Source organism: Neobacillus rhizosphaerae (genome assembly GCF_050477885.1).
Classification (GTDB): Bacteria; Bacillota; Bacilli; order Bacillales; family Cytobacillaceae; genus Neobacillus; species Neobacillus rhizosphaerae_A.
In genome coordinates, this window is record NZ_JBCNAC010000067.1 from 43,820 (window position 1) to 64,633 (window position 20,814).

Genomic DNA, 20,814 nt, shown 5'->3' on the forward strand with positions numbered 1-20,814 from the left:
CTAAGCTTCAATGGATTGAACCTCATGTTGGATGGATCCTTGAAGAGCTGCCAAAAGAATCAATTTCTTTTTCTTATCACTCACTATCGCTCGTTTTGTATACACTTGGTACTCATTTTGTCTAACTGCGTCCATTATGGCTGCATAATAACCTGCTGATAGTTTAATAGCGAAGGCACTAGTTTCAGGATAGGTGTCAATGTTTTCTAATCCCTTTGAAAACCAATCCTCAGCCACATTCATCAGACCCGTTATCATTCGCTTAAAACGAAAATTAACAATACTCATGTCAAACTCCGTTTGCGTATAATGATATTGCACCATCCATTCCCTCGGAATATAGCGTCGTCCTCTTTGTTGATCTTCACCCACATCCCGAATAACATTTACAATTTGCATCGCTTTTCCAAGATAGACTCCCGCTAATTCTACCTCACTCGAAGGTTGTTCATGAAGAATAGGAAGAAGCATCTCCCCAACAGAACCTGCGACTCTTTCACAATATAATTCGAGTTCTTCCATTGTTTCATAGTTTGTTAGAGTAGTATCCATTTTCTGACCGGATATCTGCTTATAAAAAGGTTCTTTTGATATAGAGAAACTGCTAAAAAGCCACCTTAAACAAGGCCAAATAAAGTGTCCACTGGCCAATTCCAAATTTTCAAATGACTCCTCTAGTTGGTTTAATGTGTATGGTGAAGATTCTGGCTCATCTACAGAGTCATCAATCATTCTACAAAAAGCATAAATGACAAACACTGCTTCTTTTCTTGGTGAAGGTAAAAAACGAAAAGCAGCATAAAAGCTCAAAGAATGCTTCTTCATCAATTCCTCACAGGCAGAAATTAGGTTAGAATCAATCACACTCTCAGCTCCTTTTTTATTAGCTCACTTAATAAACGAGCCCCCTGTAGAACGATTGGTATCCCCCCGCCAGGATGAATGGAGGCCCCCACACTGTACAATCTTTCAATATTAAACGGGGATAACTGTGGTCTAAATCCCCCTGATTGAAATAAATTAGGGGCAATCCCAAAGCTCCCCCCTTGATATAAGCCATCACGAATCGAATCTGCCGGTGTCCGAATCTCCATCCATTCCACCGCTTCACGTAAACCGGTGAAGTGCTTTTCTGCTTTCATTAACACCTGTTCAGCTAGCATCGGCCCTGATGTTTCCCAATCAATATGCTCTCCTGATGGAACCGGAATGAGAAAATATAGAACACTTTCCCCAGGTGGAGCAGCTTCATCCTCCAGTGCAACTGGATTAAATACATAATAGGATGGATCATCAGGTACTTGTTTCGTTTTAAACACTTCTGTCATATTCCTTTCAAAATCCTTCGGAAGATAGAATTGATGGGCTTTTGCTTGTGGAAATCTCTTTGACACACCCAGGTAAATCAACACACAGCCAGAAGAAGGGGTAAACTTCTTAACCTTCTCCTTTTTACCGATTAGTGGATACAGATGAGGAAAATCACCATTAAAAATAACAGCATCGTAGAAATGTGATTGGTTATCTACAGACAAGCCTTTACACACACCCGCTTCAATGAGGAGGCGGTCCACTTTTGAATGGAGATTAATTTTAACTTCCTGTTCTATACATGCTTTTTCTAAAATAGGAATGAGACTCCCGTACCCTCCCTTTAAGTACCAAATACCGTGGGCATGTTCACTATAGGAAACTAATCCGTATAGTGCTGGCACCTCATATGGCGAACCACCAATATACAAAGACTGTAAAGAGTAAGCCTCTTGAAGTTTAGGATGTGAAAAATAAGAGGCATTAAAGCTCTTTAAGGTTTTGTAAGCTTTGGATTGTGCTAATAGTTTGATATTTTCTATAGTTAGAAAATCTTGCTTGCGTTTAAATGTCTTGCTTAAAAAAGCTTCCATCCCTAATTCAAAAACAATTGCCATATCTGAGAGGTATTTTAAAAGATTCTTTGACTTTCCAGGAAACTTCTGCTCCAATTCTCTAAGCTGTGTGGGCAAGTCTCTGTACTTCGTATACGTTGACCCATCATGAAAATGAAGATCATATAAAGGCTCGCATGGAAGCAATGGAATATCTTCCTTCGATATGCCAGCCTCTTCTAAAACACTTAATAAAAGCTCCGGTAAAAGTACGATGGTGGGTCCTTGGTCAATTTGGTACCGCCCTTTTCTTTGGAAGGTCAATCTTCCACCTAGGTACCCTTCCTTTTCATAAATGGTTACTTGATGGCCTTGTTTTGAAAGCAGCAAGGCAGATACCAAGCCTCCAACCCCAGCCCCCACAATACCTATTTCCATAGCACGGGCTCCTCCTTGTCTAAGGAATGCTGCTTTTCTTTATAGATTTTATTTTTCACATATTGCTGGTTTAATAGATTCGCACTAATTTTAGCCGATTCAAAAATCGTTGGTAAGCCGCTGCCGGGATGCGTCCCGCCACCTACCAAGAAACAGTGATCCACATCTTCAAATTTGTTATGTGGACGGAAATACATCATTTGACTTAGGTTATGAGCAAGACTAAACGTTGCTCCTTTATAAACATACATTTCATTTTGCCAATCAAGTGGTGTAACAATTTTTTCTACTTCAATATGAGATCTAATATCTTGTAATTCAGGCTCTTGTTCCAGACGAGACAGAATCTTTTCCTTAACTCCTTGCTTCTCTTTTTCCCAATCTATATCTGCCTGTAAATTAGGAACTGGCATGAGCACATATAGAGCTGATTTCCCTCTAGGTGCAAGAGTGGGGTCAAGCTTTGATGGATTGTGGACATAAATGGATGGATCCTCAGATAATTTCATCTCCTTGGTCATCTCATCCACATTCTGTTTATAGTCATTCGCAAAAAAAATCGTGTGATGGGGTAATTGCACCGGTTTATTGATGCCCAGATACAGCATAAAGGTAGAGCATGAAAGTTTCTTTTTTTCGAAATTCTCTTTGCGGTATTTCTTTAAATCACTTTGCTGAAAAAGGTTAGTTGCTGCATGGCCGAAATCAGCATTAATAATAACATCATCTGAGGAAATCACTTCCCCGTTTTCCAGAAGAACCCCTACTGCCTTCTGCTCTTTTACCAACACTTGTTTAACACCCGTTCCAGTATGAATGTTCCCTCCGTACTCCTTGATGACTTGAGCCATTGCTTCACAAAGCTTATTCACCCCTCCAATTGGATGAAACAACCCAAAACGGTGTTCTAAATAGGAAAGAATGGTAAAGGTTCCGGGACATGCCCAAGGTGACATGCCCAAATATTTTGCTTGGAAGGAAAAGGCCCATTTCAACCTCTCATCATTGAAATAATTAGATAATCGGCCATACACTGTATCAAAAACATTTAATTTTGGGAATGCAGACACCATGTTTTTTGTAATCAGATCGGTTATTTTTGTAAATGGCTGCTGGAGCAACTTGGTTACCCGGTTAAACTTCTCTCCCTCTATCTTCATGAATAGATCGTAACCTGCTCCATTACCAGGGAACTTATTTTCAATTTCCTGTATCATTTCTTCATAATTACGAGTAGGTGTAAAAGATAGGTCTTTAAATTTCAATGTATATAATGGATTAATCTCCTGTATCTGAACGTAGTCTTGTAATTGGCGTCCTGCCCTCTGAAAGATTTCTTCCAGAATACTTGGCATCATAAAAAAGGTGGGCCCTAAATCAAAGTGGTACTCACCCAAGGTTAATCTGGAAGTCCTCCCCCCGATATAAGACTGTTTCTCATAGACCACTAACTCATAACCCTGGGCTGCAAGCAGCATAGAAACAGCTAACCCACCTGGTCCTGCACCAATAACAGTAACCTTTTTACTCCTGCCCAAGTGTCGCCACCTCCTTTATCAGTTTATTTAGATTATACACATTGTATAATTTTTGTACAATGTTTTAAATTAAAAGTTATACATATTTTTCATTTATTCTCCTTATTTTTATAGAAACTCCTGGCAAACTATTTAAATCAAGTACAACGTTTGTATAATCTCCAAATAAAAAAAGGCCTCTTCGACTTTATTGGAAGAGGCCTTTTTCATCATATTATTAGTATTCCCAAACTCCTCGTGCCGCGTAGTAGATTCTGGAGTATTCACTCCTACTAATCGAATCTTTCTTCCTGAAAAAGGACCCCTTAAGGGTCCTTCGTCAATTATATGATGGAATTATACACCTTTTCCAACACGTTTAGAAAGTTTTCATTTATTTCATTTTCGTCCATTGTTAATAATTCACGTTCAAACATTACCCATTTACCATCTATCATCACATGACGAATGTTTTCTTCTTTAGTTTCAAATAACAGGTTATGAACGATGGTAGAAAATTCATCATTATGAACCTGTGGAATCAGCGCATCCTTTTTGATAAAAACAAGGTCTGCTTTGTAGCCTCCCTTTATTGCTCCTAAATCATTTTGCAGATAAGCCTTTGCTCCGTTCACAGTTGCCATTTTAAAAATATCTTCTGCTTGAAAACGATCCACTTGGCTGCTTAATTTTAATAAATAATAAGCAGTTTTCATCGTTTCCCAAATATCCACGCTCGCAAAATCAGTTCCAAGGGAAACATTTACACCCTTTTCAAGCATTTTACTAACAGGTGCCATACCAGCGCCTGACCACAAATTTGAAATAGGGCAGTGGACGACCGATGCTTGAGTTTCGGCAACGAGTTCAATATCCCTCTCACTCAGATGTACCCCATGATAAAGAACCGTTTTATCATCCAACAGACCCTTTTCTTTATATAATTCTATTGAAGACCTATCAAAGTTTGCGTAAATGATATCTCGTCTCCATTCATTCTCCATACAGTGAGTCATGTACATCGTGTCAAACTCATTTTTCGTACGAACACAAGCATCTAATGATTCTTCTGTAATATCTTCCTCTTCAAGCAAATGTGTTCCGAAAGATACGTTCCCCACCTGATTTTGGTAGTAATCCTTTATCCCTTTATGGGTATCTAAAATTCCACGCATACCTATTTTATCAATCGCTCCTGCCACTAAATTAGGCCAATAGGCGGGTTCATTTTCACTCACGAAGGTAATTCCTTTCTTCACCATCTCGGCGTTTGCCTTTAAACAAACCCATTCATATTCCTCACTTGATAATTTGTCTAAGTTCTCAAAGAATTGTGTTTGAATCTTTCCTTGCTCACTATCATTACACCAGGATTCAATCTTCATTTCTCTAGCAATGCCTTTCGCTAATAAGGAATACCCATGGAAATGCGCGTTAAATAGGCCGGGAATAATTAAATAATCCTGACAATCTATTATTTTATAATCATTAACTAAGTCGTTTTCACTTTCATGTTTAATGACACCATCCTGAATGAAAAGATCACCATTCACCAAATTACAATTTTCATCAATGTAACTAGCATTTTTAAAAAGCATGTCTTCACTCCATGTATTAATTTTCCATACTTACCAAACAATTGTACACCAAATAAGCGGTTCAAAACTACTTTTCGAACTTTTTTCGAACATTCTCTAATCTAAGGGGAATCGTCAAAATTCACCGCATTATTCTACAAATTTCTATTTTAGTCATTGATATATTTGAAGACAGGACGAGGGTAAAAATTTTTTCTATATGGGGAGGAAGAAGTTTTATGGCAGTAGAAGAAAAAGCACTTGAACAAAAGCAAATTGGAGCAATGATTGAGCGGCTTGCCAAAAATGGTGAACAGGCATTAAATGTATTCCGCACCTTAAATCAAGAAAAAGTAGACCAAATTGTTAAAAATATGGCCCTCACTGCTTTAGAAAATCATGATAAGCTCGCTAAAATGGCTGTAGATGAAACCAGTCGAGGATTATTTGAAGATAAGATTTCAAAAAATATGTTCGCAACGGAGATGATTTATAACAGTATCCGGAATCTTAAAACCGTAGGCATTATTAGTGAAAACGAGCATGAAGGTACATATGAGCTGGCTGAGCCCGTTGGAGTAATTGCGGCGCTTGTCCCCATTACGAACCCTACATCAACGGTCATTTATAAATCACTCATTTCACTAAAGACAAGAAATCCAATTATATTTTCTTTTCACCATTTGTCTCAGAAATCTGGAATTGTAACTGCACAACTTCTCAGAGAAGCTGCGATTAAAGCGGGCGCCCCTGAAAATTGCATTCAATGGGTAGATGAGCCCTCCCGTGAAGCGATTGATTCACTCATGAGACACCCAAAAGTATCGCTCATCCTTGCAACTGGGGGATCAAGCATGGTTAAAGCCGCTTACAGCTCCGGCAAACCTGCAATTGGGGTCGGTCCTGGTAATGTCCCTTGCTATTTTGAGAAAACAGCCAATGTGAAGAGTTCTGTCCAAGACCTGCTTTTATCAAAGACATACGACAATGGTATGATCTGCGCATCCGAACAAGCCCTCATTATCGATCAAGAAATCTATACAGAAGTAATTACAGAAATGATGGCAAATACGTGTTATTTTCTTAACGAAGAAGAAAAACATCAATTGGAACATATTGCGATAAAAAAAGATTCCCTTAACCCAATGGTTGTTGGCTTACCTGCTTATAAAATTGCCGAAATGGCGGGTATTAATGTTCCGAAAGATACTAAGGTGCTTGTTGTCGAATTAGAAGGGGTTGGACCAAATTACCCCCTTTCCTGTGAGAAATTAAGCCCGATTCTTGCCTGCTACAAGGCAAATAACGTGGAGGAAGCTTTCGAACTTGCTGAAAAGACATTAGAATACGGCGGACTAGGTCATACCGCTTCCATCCATACTTCAGATGATAGGATTATTGAACAATTTGCGATGAGAATGAGAGCAGGAAGAATCCTTGTTAACACACCATCCGCTCAAGGAGCAACTGGTAATGTATATAATGATTTTCTACCTACCCTAACTCTGGGCTGTGGTACCTATGGTGGAAACTCTGTCTCAGTCAATGTAGGAGCCACCCATTTATTAAATATTAAAAAGGTGGCGAAGAGAAACATCAATGCCCAAATCCTAAGAACTCCACCGCAAATCTATTATAAGAAGAACTCCATCCAGGCCTTAGAATTTATTCCTGATATTTCAAATGCTTTTATTGTAACAAGTCCAAGCTCCATTAGGAATGGTTATGTAGAAAAGGTCATTCATTTTCTAAAAAAACGTCCTGATTTTAACCATTTTGATATTTTTTCAGAAGTGGAGCCCGATCCAAGTATTGAAACCGTCAAAAAGGGAGCAGAACGCATGAGACATTCCCAACCAGATGTCATTATTGCTTTGGGAGGCGGTTCTGTCCTTGATGCGGCGAAAGCAATGTGGCTCTTCTATGAACATCCCGATACTGACTTCGATGCATTAAAACAAAAATTCTTAAACCCAAGAAAACGCGTAGTCACCTATCCTAAATTACGAGGTAAAGCAAAGCTTATTGCCATTCCAACGACCTCTGGAACAGGGTCTGAGGTGACTTCCTTTGCAGTTATTACGGATAAAAAAGCAAATATAAAATACCCTCTATCAGATCCTGAACTCTTACCTGATATTGCTATTATCGACCCGCAATTTACGATGACAGTACCTAAGCATATTACCGCTGATACCGGGATGGACGTATTAACCCATGCACTTGAAGCGTATGTTTCAGTTGTCGCAAATGATTTTACAGACGGTCAAATTATTAAAGCTATTCAGCTTGTGTTCGAATACTTGCCAAGAGCTTACCATGATAGCACTGATACTCTTGCAAGAGAGAAAATGCATTATGCATCAACCTTGGCTGGACTTGCTTTCAACAATGCCTTTTTAGGAATAAATCATAGTCTTGCCCATGCATTAGGCGCCGAGTTCCACATTGCACATGGTCGAGCAAATACAATCTTTCTACCACATGTCATTCGTTTTAATTCGAAAAAACCTACAAAGTTTACTCCATTCGCAGGTTATGAGCATTTTATCGCTGACCTGAGGTATGCTGAGCTAGCTAAAATGCTTGGTTTGCAAGCTCGAACAACGGAGGAAGGAATCGATAGTTTAATTGAAGCTATTATCATTCTAGCTAAAGAACTAGACATGCCATTGAGCATTGAAGAATGTGGTATTACCTATTCTGAATTTGAAAATAAAGTTGACCTATTGGCCTTACATGCATTTAATGATCCAGATACGAATGTCAATCCGAAGCGTCCGCTTACTAGGGAATTGGCAGAGATTTTCCGGCAAGCCTACAAAGGGATTTAACCGTAAATAATAAAAGGAAGGGGCATAGCATTAGCCTCTTCCTTTCTCATAGAATACCATCAATTAATCAGCTAGTTCCCTGTAACGTCCACTGAAATAAATTAGAGGTTCGGCATCCCCGATGTGAATAGCTGTCACTTTGCCAATTAACAAGGTATGATCTCCTTCGATATGTTCTGCCGATACTTCACAGGTAATTTGTGCAACCGCCCCTGCCAATACTGGCTTTCCATCTAGATAGTCAAATCCTACATCTCGATGCTCCTTAATCTGCCCTGCAAAAATCATTGAGAGTTCTTTTTGGTCGGAAGCTAGAATATTGACAGTGAACATTTTACTTTTTTTTATTTTTTCAAGAATTCGAGCTTTTTCAGCTACAGAAACAACCACAAGTTTCGGATTGAGTGAAACGGACATAAAAGCGTTAGCTGTCATGCCATGTACTTCGCCGTCTAACTCTGTAGCTACTACAGTTACCCCTGTCGCAAATTTCCCCATAGCGTTTCTAAATTGACGATCATCCATTTTAACCTCTCCCTTTCATCCGCCTAACAAGTCCTTTCTTTACTATATTCTTCCATGTTAATAATTATATTTTGAAAAAACTGTAAATTACCCTAAAAACACTAATCATTTTAGTAATTGAAAGAATAAAAGCAAAATTGCCCAAATATTTAATAGATTTATGCTACTATTAATTCAACACCTTTAAAAAAAATGGAGGTTATCATCATGAAAATATTAGTTGTTGGAGCTGGTGCAGTTGGAGGGTATTTTGGCGGCCGCTTAGCTGAAAAAGGAGAAAATGTTACCTTTCTTGTTCGGGAAAATAGAAAGAAACAGCTAGAACAAAATGGACTAATCATCCAGAGCATCCATGGAAATATACATATGAAGCCACAACTACTTCTCTCCGGAGAGGCAGCAGAAGCCTTTGACGTTATTTTGATATCTACGAAGGCTTATCACCTTGATTCGGCAATTGAAGACATGCATCCTTACATTGGGAAGGATACTATGATTCTACCGCTTCTGAATGGGATGTCACACGTCAACAAGCTGGTTGAATCCTTTGGTGAAAAAAATGTCCTTGGTGGGCTTTGCTTTGTAGAATCCACCCTTGATCAGCATGGAAACATCATTCAAACTAGTCCGATTCACGACCTATTTTACGGTGAAAGAAATGGAGAAAAATCTGAACGAATAACACGTTTAGAGAAGGTTCTTACGGGGACAAAAGCCAATTTTCTGCTTTCTGATAAGATTAACCAAGAGATGTGGGTAAAATATTTATTCATATCCACTCTTTCCGGTATCACTTCATTGTTTAGGTCTCCTATCGGACCCATTGTTGAAATTAAAGAGGGACTATACACGATTGAGAAGGTGCTGCATGAAACGGCTACCGTTATGAGAAGTATCCAAGCACCCCTGCCAGAAGGAATTGAAGACTTACAGAAGAATAAACTAATGGCTATGAATTATGAAATGAAGTCCTCACTCCAACGAGATATGGAAAAGAATTTGCCCATTGAAGCCGATCATCTATACGGTTACCTATTAAATTTAGCTACCATAAACAATATTGAAGCTCCGACTTTAAAAATCATTAACCTGAATTTAAAAATATATGAAACAATGAACTTCTAAACTAGTGCTTAGGGAAATATTTTTTAGTTTTTTTTATTTCCCTTTTTCTTTTTTAATTTTCTGTAAAAACGGTAGCCTTTTCTTACACCGTCCACGATAAAAAAGGGGATCGGCGGATGGAATTTAAGTATATAAGGCCTATAAATCTTGTAATAGGCTTTTTTCAAATCTTTCCATTTGTGACATACACCCTGTTTATAGAAATCAGATACGTCTACGATATACCCTTTTCCATTATGCATCACCACGTTTTTCCCATGAACATCAAAGGGATTTAAGCCCACCTTTCTTGCGTATTCTAATCCTGCATCGATATCCTGGATGACACTTTCAGGTATAGGTACACCTTTAACTAAAGCATCAAATAATGTAATCCCGTCCAGCTTCTTTAAGATTAAGTAATTTTCTCCATAGTCTAAAAGCCTGGAATAGGATGCATGATTTCCTAATTTTTTATATACCTCTATTTCCTTCTTCAACTCTTCAGGATTCCGTCCATAGATTTTTACAACCCAGTTAGGGCTTGACTCATGGGCAAAAACACCTGCATAATTTCCGCTTCCGATTGTCCTCCATGAATTGGATTGATTTTTTACTATAATAGGATCGAATGGGCTGGGCGATTGTAATTCAATTTTGGTTAATAACTCATTTTCTATTAGCTTTATATATTGTGCAATTTGCATCCGTACACACCTTCTCTACTCTTCCGTTAATATTACATAAATCATAATGTTTTTAACCCATTTCTTCAACCGAATCTTTTCAGCAGTAAGAAACCATAGTACACTTAAAAATAGTTATAATTTGTTCATTATTTAAAAGTGAGGAGATACTGTGAATTTTCCCATTTTAGAAACAAAGAGACTGAAGTTAATTGAAATTACTCATCAGCATGTTGATTCCATTTATGAGGTATTATCTTTAGAAGAAGTAACACGTTTTTACGGAACAAATCGTTTTACCTTACCAATTGAAGCTTCGAGATTAATTGACATGTTCCATAAGAACTTTCATGAAAAAAGAGGGGTACGCTGGGGAATTAAAGTAAAAGAAAACCAACGAATCATTGGTACGGTGGGTCTAAATGCATTACATATGAATAATAAAAGGGCTGAAATTGGCTACGAACTACATCCTTCTTATTGGAGAATGGGATATGCCTCTGAAGCTATTAAAGAAGTATTGGCGTTTAGCTTTAATCAATTAAATTTGTACCGGATCGGAGCAGTCGTCTTCCCAGAAAATGAAGCCTCCATCAATTTACTTATTAAACTTGGCTTTATACAAGAAGGCCTTCTACGAGGGTATATCCATCAAAATGATGAATTCCATGATACGTGTGTCCTATCTTTATTGCAGCCTGATTGGAAAAGAAGCCAGGAAATTTAGTTCTCCTGGCTTTCATTATTCTCAAAGAAATTCTTCATTGCCTCTGGGTCATGTGCTTTTCCACTATGATAATAAGGATTTTCTTCTGATGGTTCCTTTGGGTCGAGGTTAGTTTTGATTACTAACATCGGTGAGGAAGGACCTTCAGCAATCATTCTGTCATTTAATTGGTCAAAATCAGGCATCTTCTTATTTCCAGGTTGTCTCGGCTCCAACACTAAACACCTCCTAGAAATAGCTTGCTGATATTGTTAGTTAAACATTCATTAAATTTCCAAAACCTCATCAAGTGCAAAACAGAAAAAAACTAGGAAGTTTTACCTTCCTAGTGTCCTTACTCTTCTTCTGAGCCGACTAAGAACTCTGGATTAAGATCCTCAAATTCTTCGTCGTCTACATCCAATCCCCAATCATCGTCACAGTCTTTGCAGCCTTCAGAACTAACGCGAACACAAACCTTTGTTTCACCAATTACTTCTACAAGGAATTCCCTTTCGACGTGAACGATAATTCGATTCCCGTTAGGGGAAATGACTGCTTCCACACAATTTGGCTGTTGTAACACCTTAGCGCAAATCTCACTGTCGTCGAGGCAGTCATGATCACGGTACTTTAACTTGATAACATCAGTATATTGTACCCGTTCCGTTACTACTTCTGTTTTGGTATTATCATTAAACGAGTACCATACGTTGATATCATAGTGACCGTGAATCTCTACAGTCTTACCTACTTTTTTCGCGTTGTATTTATGGTTGATAATCCAACAACCAAGAATACTTGTTGGACTGTGCGCCGGGCTAATCGTATGATTGGACTGGGTGAATTTACGTCCTTTCGCGACTACGGCCTTCGTAATTATCTCTCTATATTCTCCCATTTCGCGCGAACCCTCCTCATTCAGTTTCATTTCATCGTATGCTAAATTGTAGACTAGTGTGATATATAATTTTGTGAATACTGGTTAAAAGTTTAGTCATAGTTCATTTTATGCGGGATTTATAGGTGTGTGCGTCTCTTGCCTGTACTTAAAAATGGAGGTTTCTTATGTAGATTCAATCGAGGAGTATGCTAATTGTTGAAAAAGAAAGAGGCTGACCCTTTATCTGAGTCAGCCTCTTTACCTAATTAATGCTCATGATCACAATCGTCGTGGCCATCACAAGCTCCGCCGCCATGTTTCATGCTGCTGCCTGTTTCACCCATTAATACATCGCCGCCTGTGGAAGTAATAATCTCATCAGTGACTGTATTTGATATAGTCGATGCAATTAGTTGCAACAACTCATTAACTTCTAATTGGGATTGCTTAAAATCCTGGACAACAGGAATTTCATCTAGTTCCTGTTCAATTGAAGCAATTTTATCTTCAACCTTCTTTAATGCCTCAGGTTTTCCATAATGTTGTAGATTAACTGCCTGCTTCTGAAGGCCTTTAATATCTGCAATTAATGTTTTTACCTTTGAATTTTCATGGATATGAGTTTCTGCTCGTTTGAAGAAGTCAACTTCCTCAGTTTCTGCTATCATACGTGCCAAATCTGCTGCACGAGCGACGATATCGTCTTTAGTATACTTCGCCACTTTACTTCACCTCTACTGGTTCTAATTCTTCCACCATTTCTCCGTTTAATGACCATGTTTTTGCTTCTGTAATTTTCACTTTAATAATTTTGCCAATCGTTGATTTTGGTGCTACAACGTTGACAAGCTTGCTTCTTGTTGTGTAACCTGCAAGAACATTAGGGTTGTTCTTGCTCTCCCCTTCGATCAGTACATCAAGAACTTGACCTTCATGTTTTTTCATTGCTTCTAATGACATTTCATTAACAAGCTTGTTTAGACGCTGTAGACGTTCTTTCTTAACTTCCATCGGAACATTATCTTCCATTTTGGCTGCTGGTGTACCTTCACGTGGAGAATAAATAAATGTATAAGCTAATTCATACCCTACTTCACGATAGAGGGACATTGTCTCTTCAAACTGCTCGTCCGTTTCGTTCGGATATCCCACAATAATATCAGTTGTCAAAGCAACATTTGGGATCGCCGCTTTAATTTTTCTAACAAGCTCTAAATATTGTTCTCTTGTATATTTACGAGCCATGATTTTTAATACATCCGTTGAACCTGATTGGACTGGCAGGTGGATATGATCCATTAAGTTGCCGCCTTTAGCCAGAACTTCGATTAAATGATCATCAAAGTCACGTGGATGGCTTGTAGTGAAACGAATACGTGGAATATCAATCTTACGTAATTCATCCATTAAGTCACCTAGACCATAGTTCATTCCTTCTAAGTCTTTACCATAGGCATTAACGTTCTGGCCAAGGAGAGTTACCTCCTGATAGCCCTGTGCTGCCAAATGACGTACTTCCTGGATAATTTCTTCAGGTCTGCGGCTACGTTCTTTACCACGTGTATAAGGAACAATACAATACGTACAGAATTTATCGCAGCCATACATAATATTAACCCATGCTTTAATCTTTCCACGACGTACCTTTGGAAGGTTTTCAATAACGTCTCCTTCCTTAGACCATACTTCAACCACCATTTCCTTTGACATATATGCTTCATGGAGGATGTTTGGCAGGCGATGGATATTATGAGTACCAAAAATCATATCCACTTGGTTATACGTCTTTAGAATCTTATTAACAACGGACTCTTCTTGAGACATACAGCCACAGACACCTAATAGTAAGTCAGGCTTCTCTAATTTTAGTGCTTTTAAATGACCTAATTCACCAAACACTTTATTTTCAGCATTCTCGCGAATAGCACATGTGTTTAGCAAAATTACGTTTGCATCTTCTGTATTATCAGTAGGCTCGTATCCTAAAGCTAAAAAGATCCCAGCCATAACCTCCGTATCATGCTCGTTCATTTGGCAGCCATACGTACGGATATAGAACTTTCTGCCTTCACCCATTCCACGAAACTCTTCTGGAATAGCAAAGTCATTGTGATACTTTACTTCTTCTTTACCACGTTTCTTCGCATCCTTTAAAGAAGGTGCAGTTATTACTTGTTCAAAGTACTTGCTGTAATCCTTGGCGGATTTTTTGTCCGAAGAATTAGCCGTTTCTACTTGTTGACCTTCTAAACGTTGCTTTTCATTCATTTGGTTCAAAATCCCCTTTCTTACATAGTTAACATAAACGGTTGGCATCTATTAAGTTTAATTATTATTCTTTGTGCTAAGAATAAATTTTTGGTTGATCTGCACATTATTATAGTATAAAGGTTTACTGTAATGAAAACAATAGAAATCCCTGTAAACAAGCCCTTTTAGAGGACATTGCTAATCATCTAAAATAAAAATTTAGCCAATTAATAATTGTACTGGATTCCATGTGAAATAAATGTGATGTATCTCACTATTTTCCATAAAAAAAATCCCAAGGAACAAGTTCCCCGAGATTTTTTTTATTTATTACATAAATTCGCCGACTAATTTATCAAAATAGTTTTGGTCAAGATTAAGATCCGCTTGAGATAACGGAGCTGCTGAGTACCCTTGGATTAACTCCTGGTAGGATTGACGCTCAGTATTTTGATAGATTAAACCAGTTACAAGGCCATTATGCTTCATTAGTGTTTGCATAGCCATTTCACGACTATTTGGGTCGTAACCTTCAACATCGCTAAGCTTTGTAAGATTTTCTTTGAACCAATCATATGTGTTGACCTTATTATAGGTTACACATGGGCTGTACACGTTGATCAATGAGAACCCTTTATGATTGATACCAGCTTCAATTAGTGCAGTAAGTTCTTTTAAATCAGTTGAAAAACTTTGTGCAACAAATGTTGCGCCTGCAGTTAAAGCCATTTCCATTGGAGAAATTGCTTGTTCAATTGAACCCATTGGAGTTGACTTTGTTTTAAAGCCAGCTGCAGAACGTGGTGATGTTTGACCTTTAGTTAAACCATAAATTTGGTTATCCATAACAACATAAGTAACGTCGATATTACGACGAATAGCGTGAATCGTATGACCCATACCGATGGCGAAACCGTCACCGTCACCGCCAGATGCGATAACAGTTAAGTCACGATTAGCCATTTTAACACCTTGTGCAATCGGTAATGAACGGCCATGGATACCGTGGAAACCATATGAATTGATATAACCAGAAATACGTCCTGAACAGCCGATACCAGAAATAACAGCTAAATTTTCAGGTTCTAAACCAACATTTGCTGCAGCACGTTGCATTGCCGCTTGTACGGAGAAGTCGCCACAGCCAGGGCACCAGTTCGGTTTTACATTGTTACGAAAGTCTTTAAAAGTGGCCATTTAGAACAACTCCTTACATTTTGTATACACTTCGTGCGGCAAGAACGGATTACCATCGTATTTAACATGCTTAACGATTTTCTCAGCATGTCCAACATTCATCTTCATGATATTCGCTAACTGTCCAGTTGCATTGTTTTCAACAACAACAACCTTCTTCGCAGAACGAACTAGAGGAAGAACTTCGTCTGTTGGGAACGGGTGAATTAAACGAACATGAGCATGGTTCACTTTTAATCCGTCCTTCTCAAGACGAGTCATTGCTTCTTCAATTACACCGCGTGTTGAGTTAAAACCAACAAATAAAACATCAGCATCTTCATGCTTTACATTTTTATAGACTGGTGTATCAAAACGGATATTCTCGACTTTACGGAAGCGCTTATCCATCTGTGCAATTCGGTTAGGAGCTGATTCTGATGGTTTACCAGTTTCATCGTGTTCTACACCTGTTACATGGTGGATACCATTTTTCATACCAGGAATAACACGTGGAGATACGCCATCTTCTGTCACTTCATAGCGCTTGAAATAGCCATTATTTTCGTTTGCAGGAATGTCTCCTGAAACTAACTTACCTCGTCTAATTTCAACTTTACTAAAATCTAAAGGTTCAACTGTTTGTTTACCTAAAGATAATTGAAGATCAGTAAGTAGAATAACTGGGCACTGATATTCTTCTGCTAGATTGAATGCTTCAGCAGCATCATAGAATGCCTCTTGAACTGTACTTGGAGCCATAACGATCTTTGGAATTTCACCGTGAGTTCCATAAATCATAGCCATTAAGTCTGATTGTTCTTGTTTTGTTGGTAATCCAGTAGATGGACCGCCACGTTGAGTGTCAACGATAACAAGTGGAGTTTCTGTAATACCAGAAAGACCAATTGCTTCCATTTTCAAGGATAATCCCGGACCAGCAGAAGCTGTAATTGCTCGGACACCACCATAGTTAGCACCGATAGCCATTGTACATGCTGCGATCTCATCTTCTGTTTGAATAACTGTTCCGCCAAGAGCAGGAAGTTTTTTAATTAAATATTCCATAATCTCAGAAGCTGGAGTAATTGGGTATGCAGCCATAAAACGGCATCCACCAGCTATAGCACCTAATGCAATAGCATCGTTCCCAATCATAAACATACGCTTCTTACCGTCAGCTTTTTCAAGCTGCATTGTTTGGACACCAGCTCCAAGTTTTTCTTTCATATAATCAAAGCCAGCTTTAATTGCATCCATGTTTTTCGCAACCACTTGCTCGCCTTTTTTACCGAAAATTTCATGAACTACTTCTTCAAAAACATGAATATCCAAATCTAATACAGCAGATGTTGCACCGATAGCTACCATGTTTTTCATTAAAGAAGTTCCTAAACCAGTAGCAATTTCTGTAAATGGAACCGCATACAATGATGCTTGTGTATCATCAGGTTTCTTTGGATCAAATTTGGAGTCAGCTAGAATGACACCTTTGCTATGAAGCTCTTTGTAGTTTACATCAATGGTTTCTTGGTCAAACGCTACAAGGATATCTAGATCGTCAGAAATAGAACGAACTTCAGTCGTACTTACTCTGATTTTATTGTTTGTATGACCGCCTTTAATACGAGATGAAAAGTGACGATAACCATACAAGTAATATCCCAGGCGATTCAGTGCGATTGCAAAGATTTCCCCAGTACTTTCAATACCTTCCCCTTGTTGTCCGCCAACTTTCCACGAAAGTTGATTGATCATGTCTTACACCCCTTTGGATATGTAAAAAATAAGTTGATTGAACATACTAAGTGTAGCACTTTTCCAAGTAAATCACTAGAAATTAGCCCATTTAAATACTTTGCAGACTAAAAAATAGAATCAAGGATATGTACTAAACGCTTACAATTCTAGACCTAAGCACTAGAAATTGCAACCCTTTCATGCGAAATATTGTCTAAAATATGAATATTTTTTTATTATTTGAAATTGACTTTGTTACTTTAAAGCGAAAAATAGATAAATAGGAGATAAAAACTCTTAGTCTTATACGGTTTTGGACGATTTATCACTAAACGCAAATGCTATTTTTAAAATTTTTCTTGTATATCAGAATAATATTTTTATAACAACTAACACTTCCCTCGACATAAAAAAACCCGCTTGTGTCAAACAAGCAGGAAAAAATAAGAAGTACCTTTTTTCGCCCCCGGAAAATAGTCTATCTCTTTCACCGCGGTTCAACGATTAGTTTGATCGCTGTGCGTTCTTCCCCATCAATTAAAATATCGGTAAACGCAGGGATACAGATTAAATCAACTCCGCTAGGTGCTACAAATCCTCGTGCAATTGCTACTGCCTTTACGGCTTGATTCAATGCACCCGCACCAATGGCCTGTATTTCTGCTGCACCTCTTTCACGCAGAACTCCGGCAAGTGCACCAGCTACAGAATTAGGATTAGATTTTGCTGAAACTTTTAATATTTCCATTCCTAGCTCCTCCTTAGAAAATCCCGATCCCGCATGAGCAGTTTCATGTACAAATCAGGTTATAACATTCCACTGCTACTATATTCAGTCCTCAATAGACATATTCCGGCTTGGACAAAAAAAAGGGTGACTCCCTCTTGTCATTAGGTAAAATTCCCACAAAAAAAGAGCAAAAGAGATTCTTTTGCTCTTACGAATAAAACGGATGGTCATCGTTTATTAAAATAGGACTGATTTTTTTCGTCAATCCTGTTTTTCGATCTAGTTCGATGTAAACAGCGCTTAACTGGTTTCTACCCGCCGTAGGTACTTCAAAACGGACTGGAAGGCTGGTAAGGAACCTTTTGAGTACAGCATCTCTTTCAACACCTAATATGCCGTCATACGGACCCGTCATTCCTACATCTGATAGATACCCAGTACCAGCAGGTAGAATCCGGCTATCTGCTGTTTGGACGTGTGTGTGGGTTCCAACAACTGCTGATACTCTTCCATCTAAGTACCACCCCATGGCTTGTTTTTCACTCGTCACTTCTGCATGGAAATCAACAAAGATAAATGGGGTTCTTTCCCTCGCTTTTTCAACTAACTCATCAGCTTTTTTGAAGGGACAATCTAATGGCGCCATAAAGGTTCTTCCTTGGAGATTTATGACTGCAATCTCAATCTCATTAACTTTAAAAAAAGCCATCCCTTGCCCCGGTGTACCTTCTGGAAAATTCGCTGGTCTTACCATATTTTTCGCTGAACCGATAAACTCAAAAATTTCCCGATTATCCCATGCATGGTTTCCAAGTGTAACAGCCTGTGCCCCATACCCTAAAAATTCACGATAGATTTTTTCTGTAATCCCTTTGCCTCCGGCAGCATTTTCCCCATTGATTATGGTAAAGGTTGGTCGGAATTTCTCTTTTAGTTTTGGTAAATATTCCTTAACCATGTCCCGGCCTGGTGAGCCGACGACATCTCCGATAAAAAGTAAATTCATTATGTTTCCTTTCGTCAATAAGTAATTGTAGTTGTTTCAATTGTAACACAATCAAAACGAATTTAATCTCCGGTTAACCCAATAAATAAAGCGGTGCAAATGCACCGCTTTATTTTGCGTATTCTACAGCCCGTGTTTCACGAATAACTGTAACTTTAATATGTCCAGGATAATCTAGCTCTTCTTCAATTCGCTTACGAATATCTCGAGCTAATCGATGAGCAGCAAGATCATCAACTGCATCTGGTCTTACAATAATACGTACTTCACGACCAGCCTGTATCGCAAAGGATTTCTCAACTCCCTCATAGGATTCAGAAATCTCCTCCAGCTTTTCAAGGCGGCGGATATAGTTTTCAAGAGTTTCACTACGTGCACCTGGCCTAGCAGCTGACAATGCATCAGCAGCGGCAACCAGTACGGCGATAATGGATGTTGGCTCTGTATCACCATGGTGTGACGCAATACTATTAATAACAACTGGATGTTCTTTGTATTTGGTTGCCAGTTCAACCCCAATTTCTACGTGGCTACCTTCCACTTCATGATCAATTGCTTTACCAATATCGTGAAGCAATCCTGCACGACGAGCTAGAGTTTCATCTTGTCCAAGCTCAGCAGCAAGTAGACCAGAAAGCTGTGCCACTTCCATTGAATGCTTTAATACGTTTTGACCGTAGCTTGTACGGAACTTTAAGCGACCAAGAATTTTAATAAGATCTGGATGGAGTCCGTGTACACCCACTTCAAAAGTGGTCTGCTCACCGACTTCACGAATATACTCATCCACTTCGCGACGAGATTTTTCTACCATTTCCTCAATACGTGCAGGATGGATTCGGCCATCTTGAACTAGTTTTTCTAGTGCTAAGCGGGCTGTCTCTCGACGAATAGGATCAAAGCCTGATAGAATAACAGCTTCAGGAGTATCATCAATAATCAAATCAATTCCAGTTAATGTTTCAAGTGTACGGATATTTCGTCCTTCACGGCCAATAATCCGGCCCTTCATTTCGTCATTTGGAAAGTTAACGACTGATACAGTCGTCTCCGCAACATGGTCAGCAGCGCAACGTTGGATTGCTAGCGAAAGGATTTCTTTCGCTTTCTTATCAGCTTCCTCTTTTGCACGATTTTCGCTTTCCTTAATCATTATTGCAGTGTCGTAGACAAGTTCCTGCTCCATCTTGTCAATAATGATCGTTTTAGCTTCCTCACGTGTTAAGCTCGAAATCCGTTCGAGTTCAGTTTGTTGTGTTCTTACCAACTCGTCCACTTTGCTTTCCATCTCTTCAATATGCTGTTGTCTTTGGTTTAGAGAATCATCCTTCTTTTCTAAAAGATTTTCACGCTTGTTTAACGTTTCCTCTTTTCGATCTAAATTCTCTTCTCTTTGCAGTAAACGGTTTTCTTGTTTTTGCATTTCATTTCTTCGTTCACGAACCTCACGCTCTGCTTCTGTTCGAAGCTTGTGAATTTCATCCTTTGCTTCCAGCAAAGCTTCTTTTTTCAATGAATCAGCATCACGTTTAGCATCTTCAAGAATCTGCTCAGCAGCATTCTTTGCACCAGCTACTTTTGCTTCTGCAATGGATTTATGAACAAAATAGCCAACAACGGCACCGACGATAAGGCCAAGCAAAATGGAGATGATAGTAATTAGGTCCATCGTTACACCTCCTCTTGCTATGAACTTTTGTTACATTTTTTTAAGTGTCGGCATGTACATTGTTTAGACTCAACATACAGCAAGCACCAAGGCTTTTCAAATTGTAAT

At 38.7% G+C, this 20,814-nt stretch carries 18 protein-coding genes; 3 read left to right on the forward strand and 15 right to left on the reverse strand.

What is annotated here, in order from left to right:
* The 4 genes from ABES03_RS09020 to ABES03_RS09035 form a co-directional block, all read right to left on the reverse strand.
* The gene (locus ABES03_RS09020) at positions 1-864 is read right to left on the reverse strand and encodes a phytoene/squalene synthase family protein (protein ID WP_430116963.1); all 864 of its coding nucleotides are present in this window, start codon (positions 862-864) and stop codon (positions 1-3) included.
* Positions 861-2,303, reverse strand: a complete 1,443-nt coding sequence (locus ABES03_RS09025) for a phytoene desaturase family protein (protein WP_430116964.1) — start codon at positions 2,301-2,303, stop codon at positions 861-863. Before ABES03_RS09025 ends, ABES03_RS09020 begins: the two co-directional genes overlap by 4 nt.
* Positions 2,294-3,841 carry a phytoene desaturase family protein gene (locus ABES03_RS09030; protein ID WP_430116965.1) on the reverse strand — a complete coding sequence of 516 codons (1,548 nt, stop codon included), beginning with the start codon at positions 3,839-3,841 and terminating at the stop codon, positions 2,294-2,296. The genes ABES03_RS09025 and ABES03_RS09030 overlap by 10 nt, the downstream gene beginning before the upstream one ends.
* Before the next feature lie 323 nt (positions 3,842-4,164).
* Positions 4,165-5,418, reverse strand: a complete 1,254-nt coding sequence (locus tag ABES03_RS09035; RefSeq protein ID WP_430116966.1) for an amidohydrolase family protein — start codon at positions 5,416-5,418, stop codon at positions 4,165-4,167.
* Between the two features lie 218 nt (positions 5,419-5,636).
* On the opposite strand from ABES03_RS09035, the gene adhE reads away from it, so the two are divergent.
* Positions 5,637-8,231 (forward strand): bifunctional acetaldehyde-CoA/alcohol dehydrogenase, encoded by a 2,595-nt coding sequence (gene adhE / locus ABES03_RS09040; RefSeq protein WP_430116967.1) that lies wholly within the window; start codon positions 5,637-5,639, stop codon positions 8,229-8,231.
* A 63-nt stretch (positions 8,232-8,294) separates the two neighbouring features.
* On the opposite strand, the gene ABES03_RS09045 is transcribed toward adhE, so the two are convergent.
* The gene (locus ABES03_RS09045; RefSeq protein WP_430116968.1) at positions 8,295-8,756 is read right to left on the reverse strand and encodes a flavin reductase family protein; all 462 of its coding nucleotides are present in this window, start codon (positions 8,754-8,756) and stop codon (positions 8,295-8,297) included.
* Between the two features lie 207 nt (positions 8,757-8,963).
* On the opposite strand from ABES03_RS09045, the gene ABES03_RS09050 reads away from it, so the two are divergent.
* The gene (locus tag ABES03_RS09050; RefSeq protein ID WP_430116969.1) at positions 8,964-9,881 is read left to right on the forward strand and encodes a ketopantoate reductase family protein; all 918 of its coding nucleotides are present in this window, start codon (positions 8,964-8,966) and stop codon (positions 9,879-9,881) included.
* A 23-nt stretch (positions 9,882-9,904) separates the two neighbouring features.
* Here the strand turns inward: ABES03_RS09050 and ABES03_RS09055 are convergent, their stop codons facing one another.
* Entirely contained in the window at positions 9,905-10,567 is a 663-nt protein-coding gene (locus tag ABES03_RS09055) for a serine/threonine protein kinase (protein WP_430116970.1), read from the reverse strand.
* Positions 10,568-10,718: 151 nt separating this feature from the next.
* Here ABES03_RS09055 and ABES03_RS09060 point away from each other — a divergent pair, with 151 nt between their 5' ends.
* The gene (locus ABES03_RS09060; protein WP_430116971.1) at positions 10,719-11,273 is read left to right on the forward strand and encodes a GNAT family N-acetyltransferase; all 555 of its coding nucleotides are present in this window, start codon (positions 10,719-10,721) and stop codon (positions 11,271-11,273) included.
* Here the strand turns inward: ABES03_RS09060 and ABES03_RS09065 are convergent.
* The 9 genes from ABES03_RS09065 to rny form a co-directional block, all read right to left on the reverse strand.
* Entirely contained in the window at positions 11,270-11,488 is a 219-nt protein-coding gene (locus ABES03_RS09065) for a hypothetical protein (RefSeq protein ID WP_430116972.1), read from the reverse strand. The genes ABES03_RS09060 and ABES03_RS09065 overlap by 4 nt on opposite strands.
* A 119-nt stretch (positions 11,489-11,607) precedes the next feature.
* Positions 11,608-12,153, reverse strand: coding sequence for an outer spore coat protein CotE (locus tag ABES03_RS09070; protein WP_430116973.1), 546 nt, complete (start codon positions 12,151-12,153; stop codon positions 11,608-11,610).
* A gap of 248 nt (positions 12,154-12,401) precedes the next feature.
* Positions 12,402-12,857: a RicAFT regulatory complex protein RicA family protein gene (locus ABES03_RS09075; RefSeq protein WP_335549025.1), complete on the reverse strand. Its 456-nt coding sequence runs from the start codon at positions 12,855-12,857 to the stop codon at positions 12,402-12,404.
* Between the two features lies 1 nt (position 12,858).
* Entirely contained in the window at positions 12,859-14,403 is a 1,545-nt protein-coding gene (gene miaB, locus ABES03_RS09080) for a tRNA (N6-isopentenyl adenosine(37)-C2)-methylthiotransferase MiaB (RefSeq protein WP_430116974.1), read from the reverse strand.
* 312 nt (positions 14,404-14,715) lie between these two features.
* Entirely contained in the window at positions 14,716-15,582 is an 867-nt protein-coding gene (locus ABES03_RS09085; protein WP_430116975.1) for a 2-oxoacid:ferredoxin oxidoreductase subunit beta, read from the reverse strand.
* Entirely contained in the window at positions 15,583-17,319 is a 1,737-nt protein-coding gene (locus ABES03_RS09090; RefSeq protein ID WP_430116976.1) for a 2-oxoacid:acceptor oxidoreductase subunit alpha, read from the reverse strand.
* Positions 17,320-17,788: 469 nt separating this feature from the next.
* Positions 17,789-18,049 carry a stage V sporulation protein SpoVS gene (gene spoVS, locus ABES03_RS09095; RefSeq protein ID WP_003211281.1) on the reverse strand — a complete coding sequence of 87 codons (261 nt, stop codon included), beginning with the start codon at positions 18,047-18,049 and terminating at the stop codon, positions 17,789-17,791.
* Between the two features lie 190 nt (positions 18,050-18,239).
* Complete coding sequence (locus tag ABES03_RS09100) at positions 18,240-19,037, reverse strand: TIGR00282 family metallophosphoesterase (RefSeq protein WP_430116977.1); 798 nt, start codon at positions 19,035-19,037, stop codon at positions 18,240-18,242.
* Between the two features lie 109 nt (positions 19,038-19,146).
* Positions 19,147-20,706: a ribonuclease Y gene (gene rny, locus ABES03_RS09105; RefSeq protein WP_430116978.1), complete on the reverse strand. Its 1,560-nt coding sequence runs from the start codon at positions 20,704-20,706 to the stop codon at positions 19,147-19,149.
* Positions 20,707-20,814: the final 108 nt, after the last annotated feature.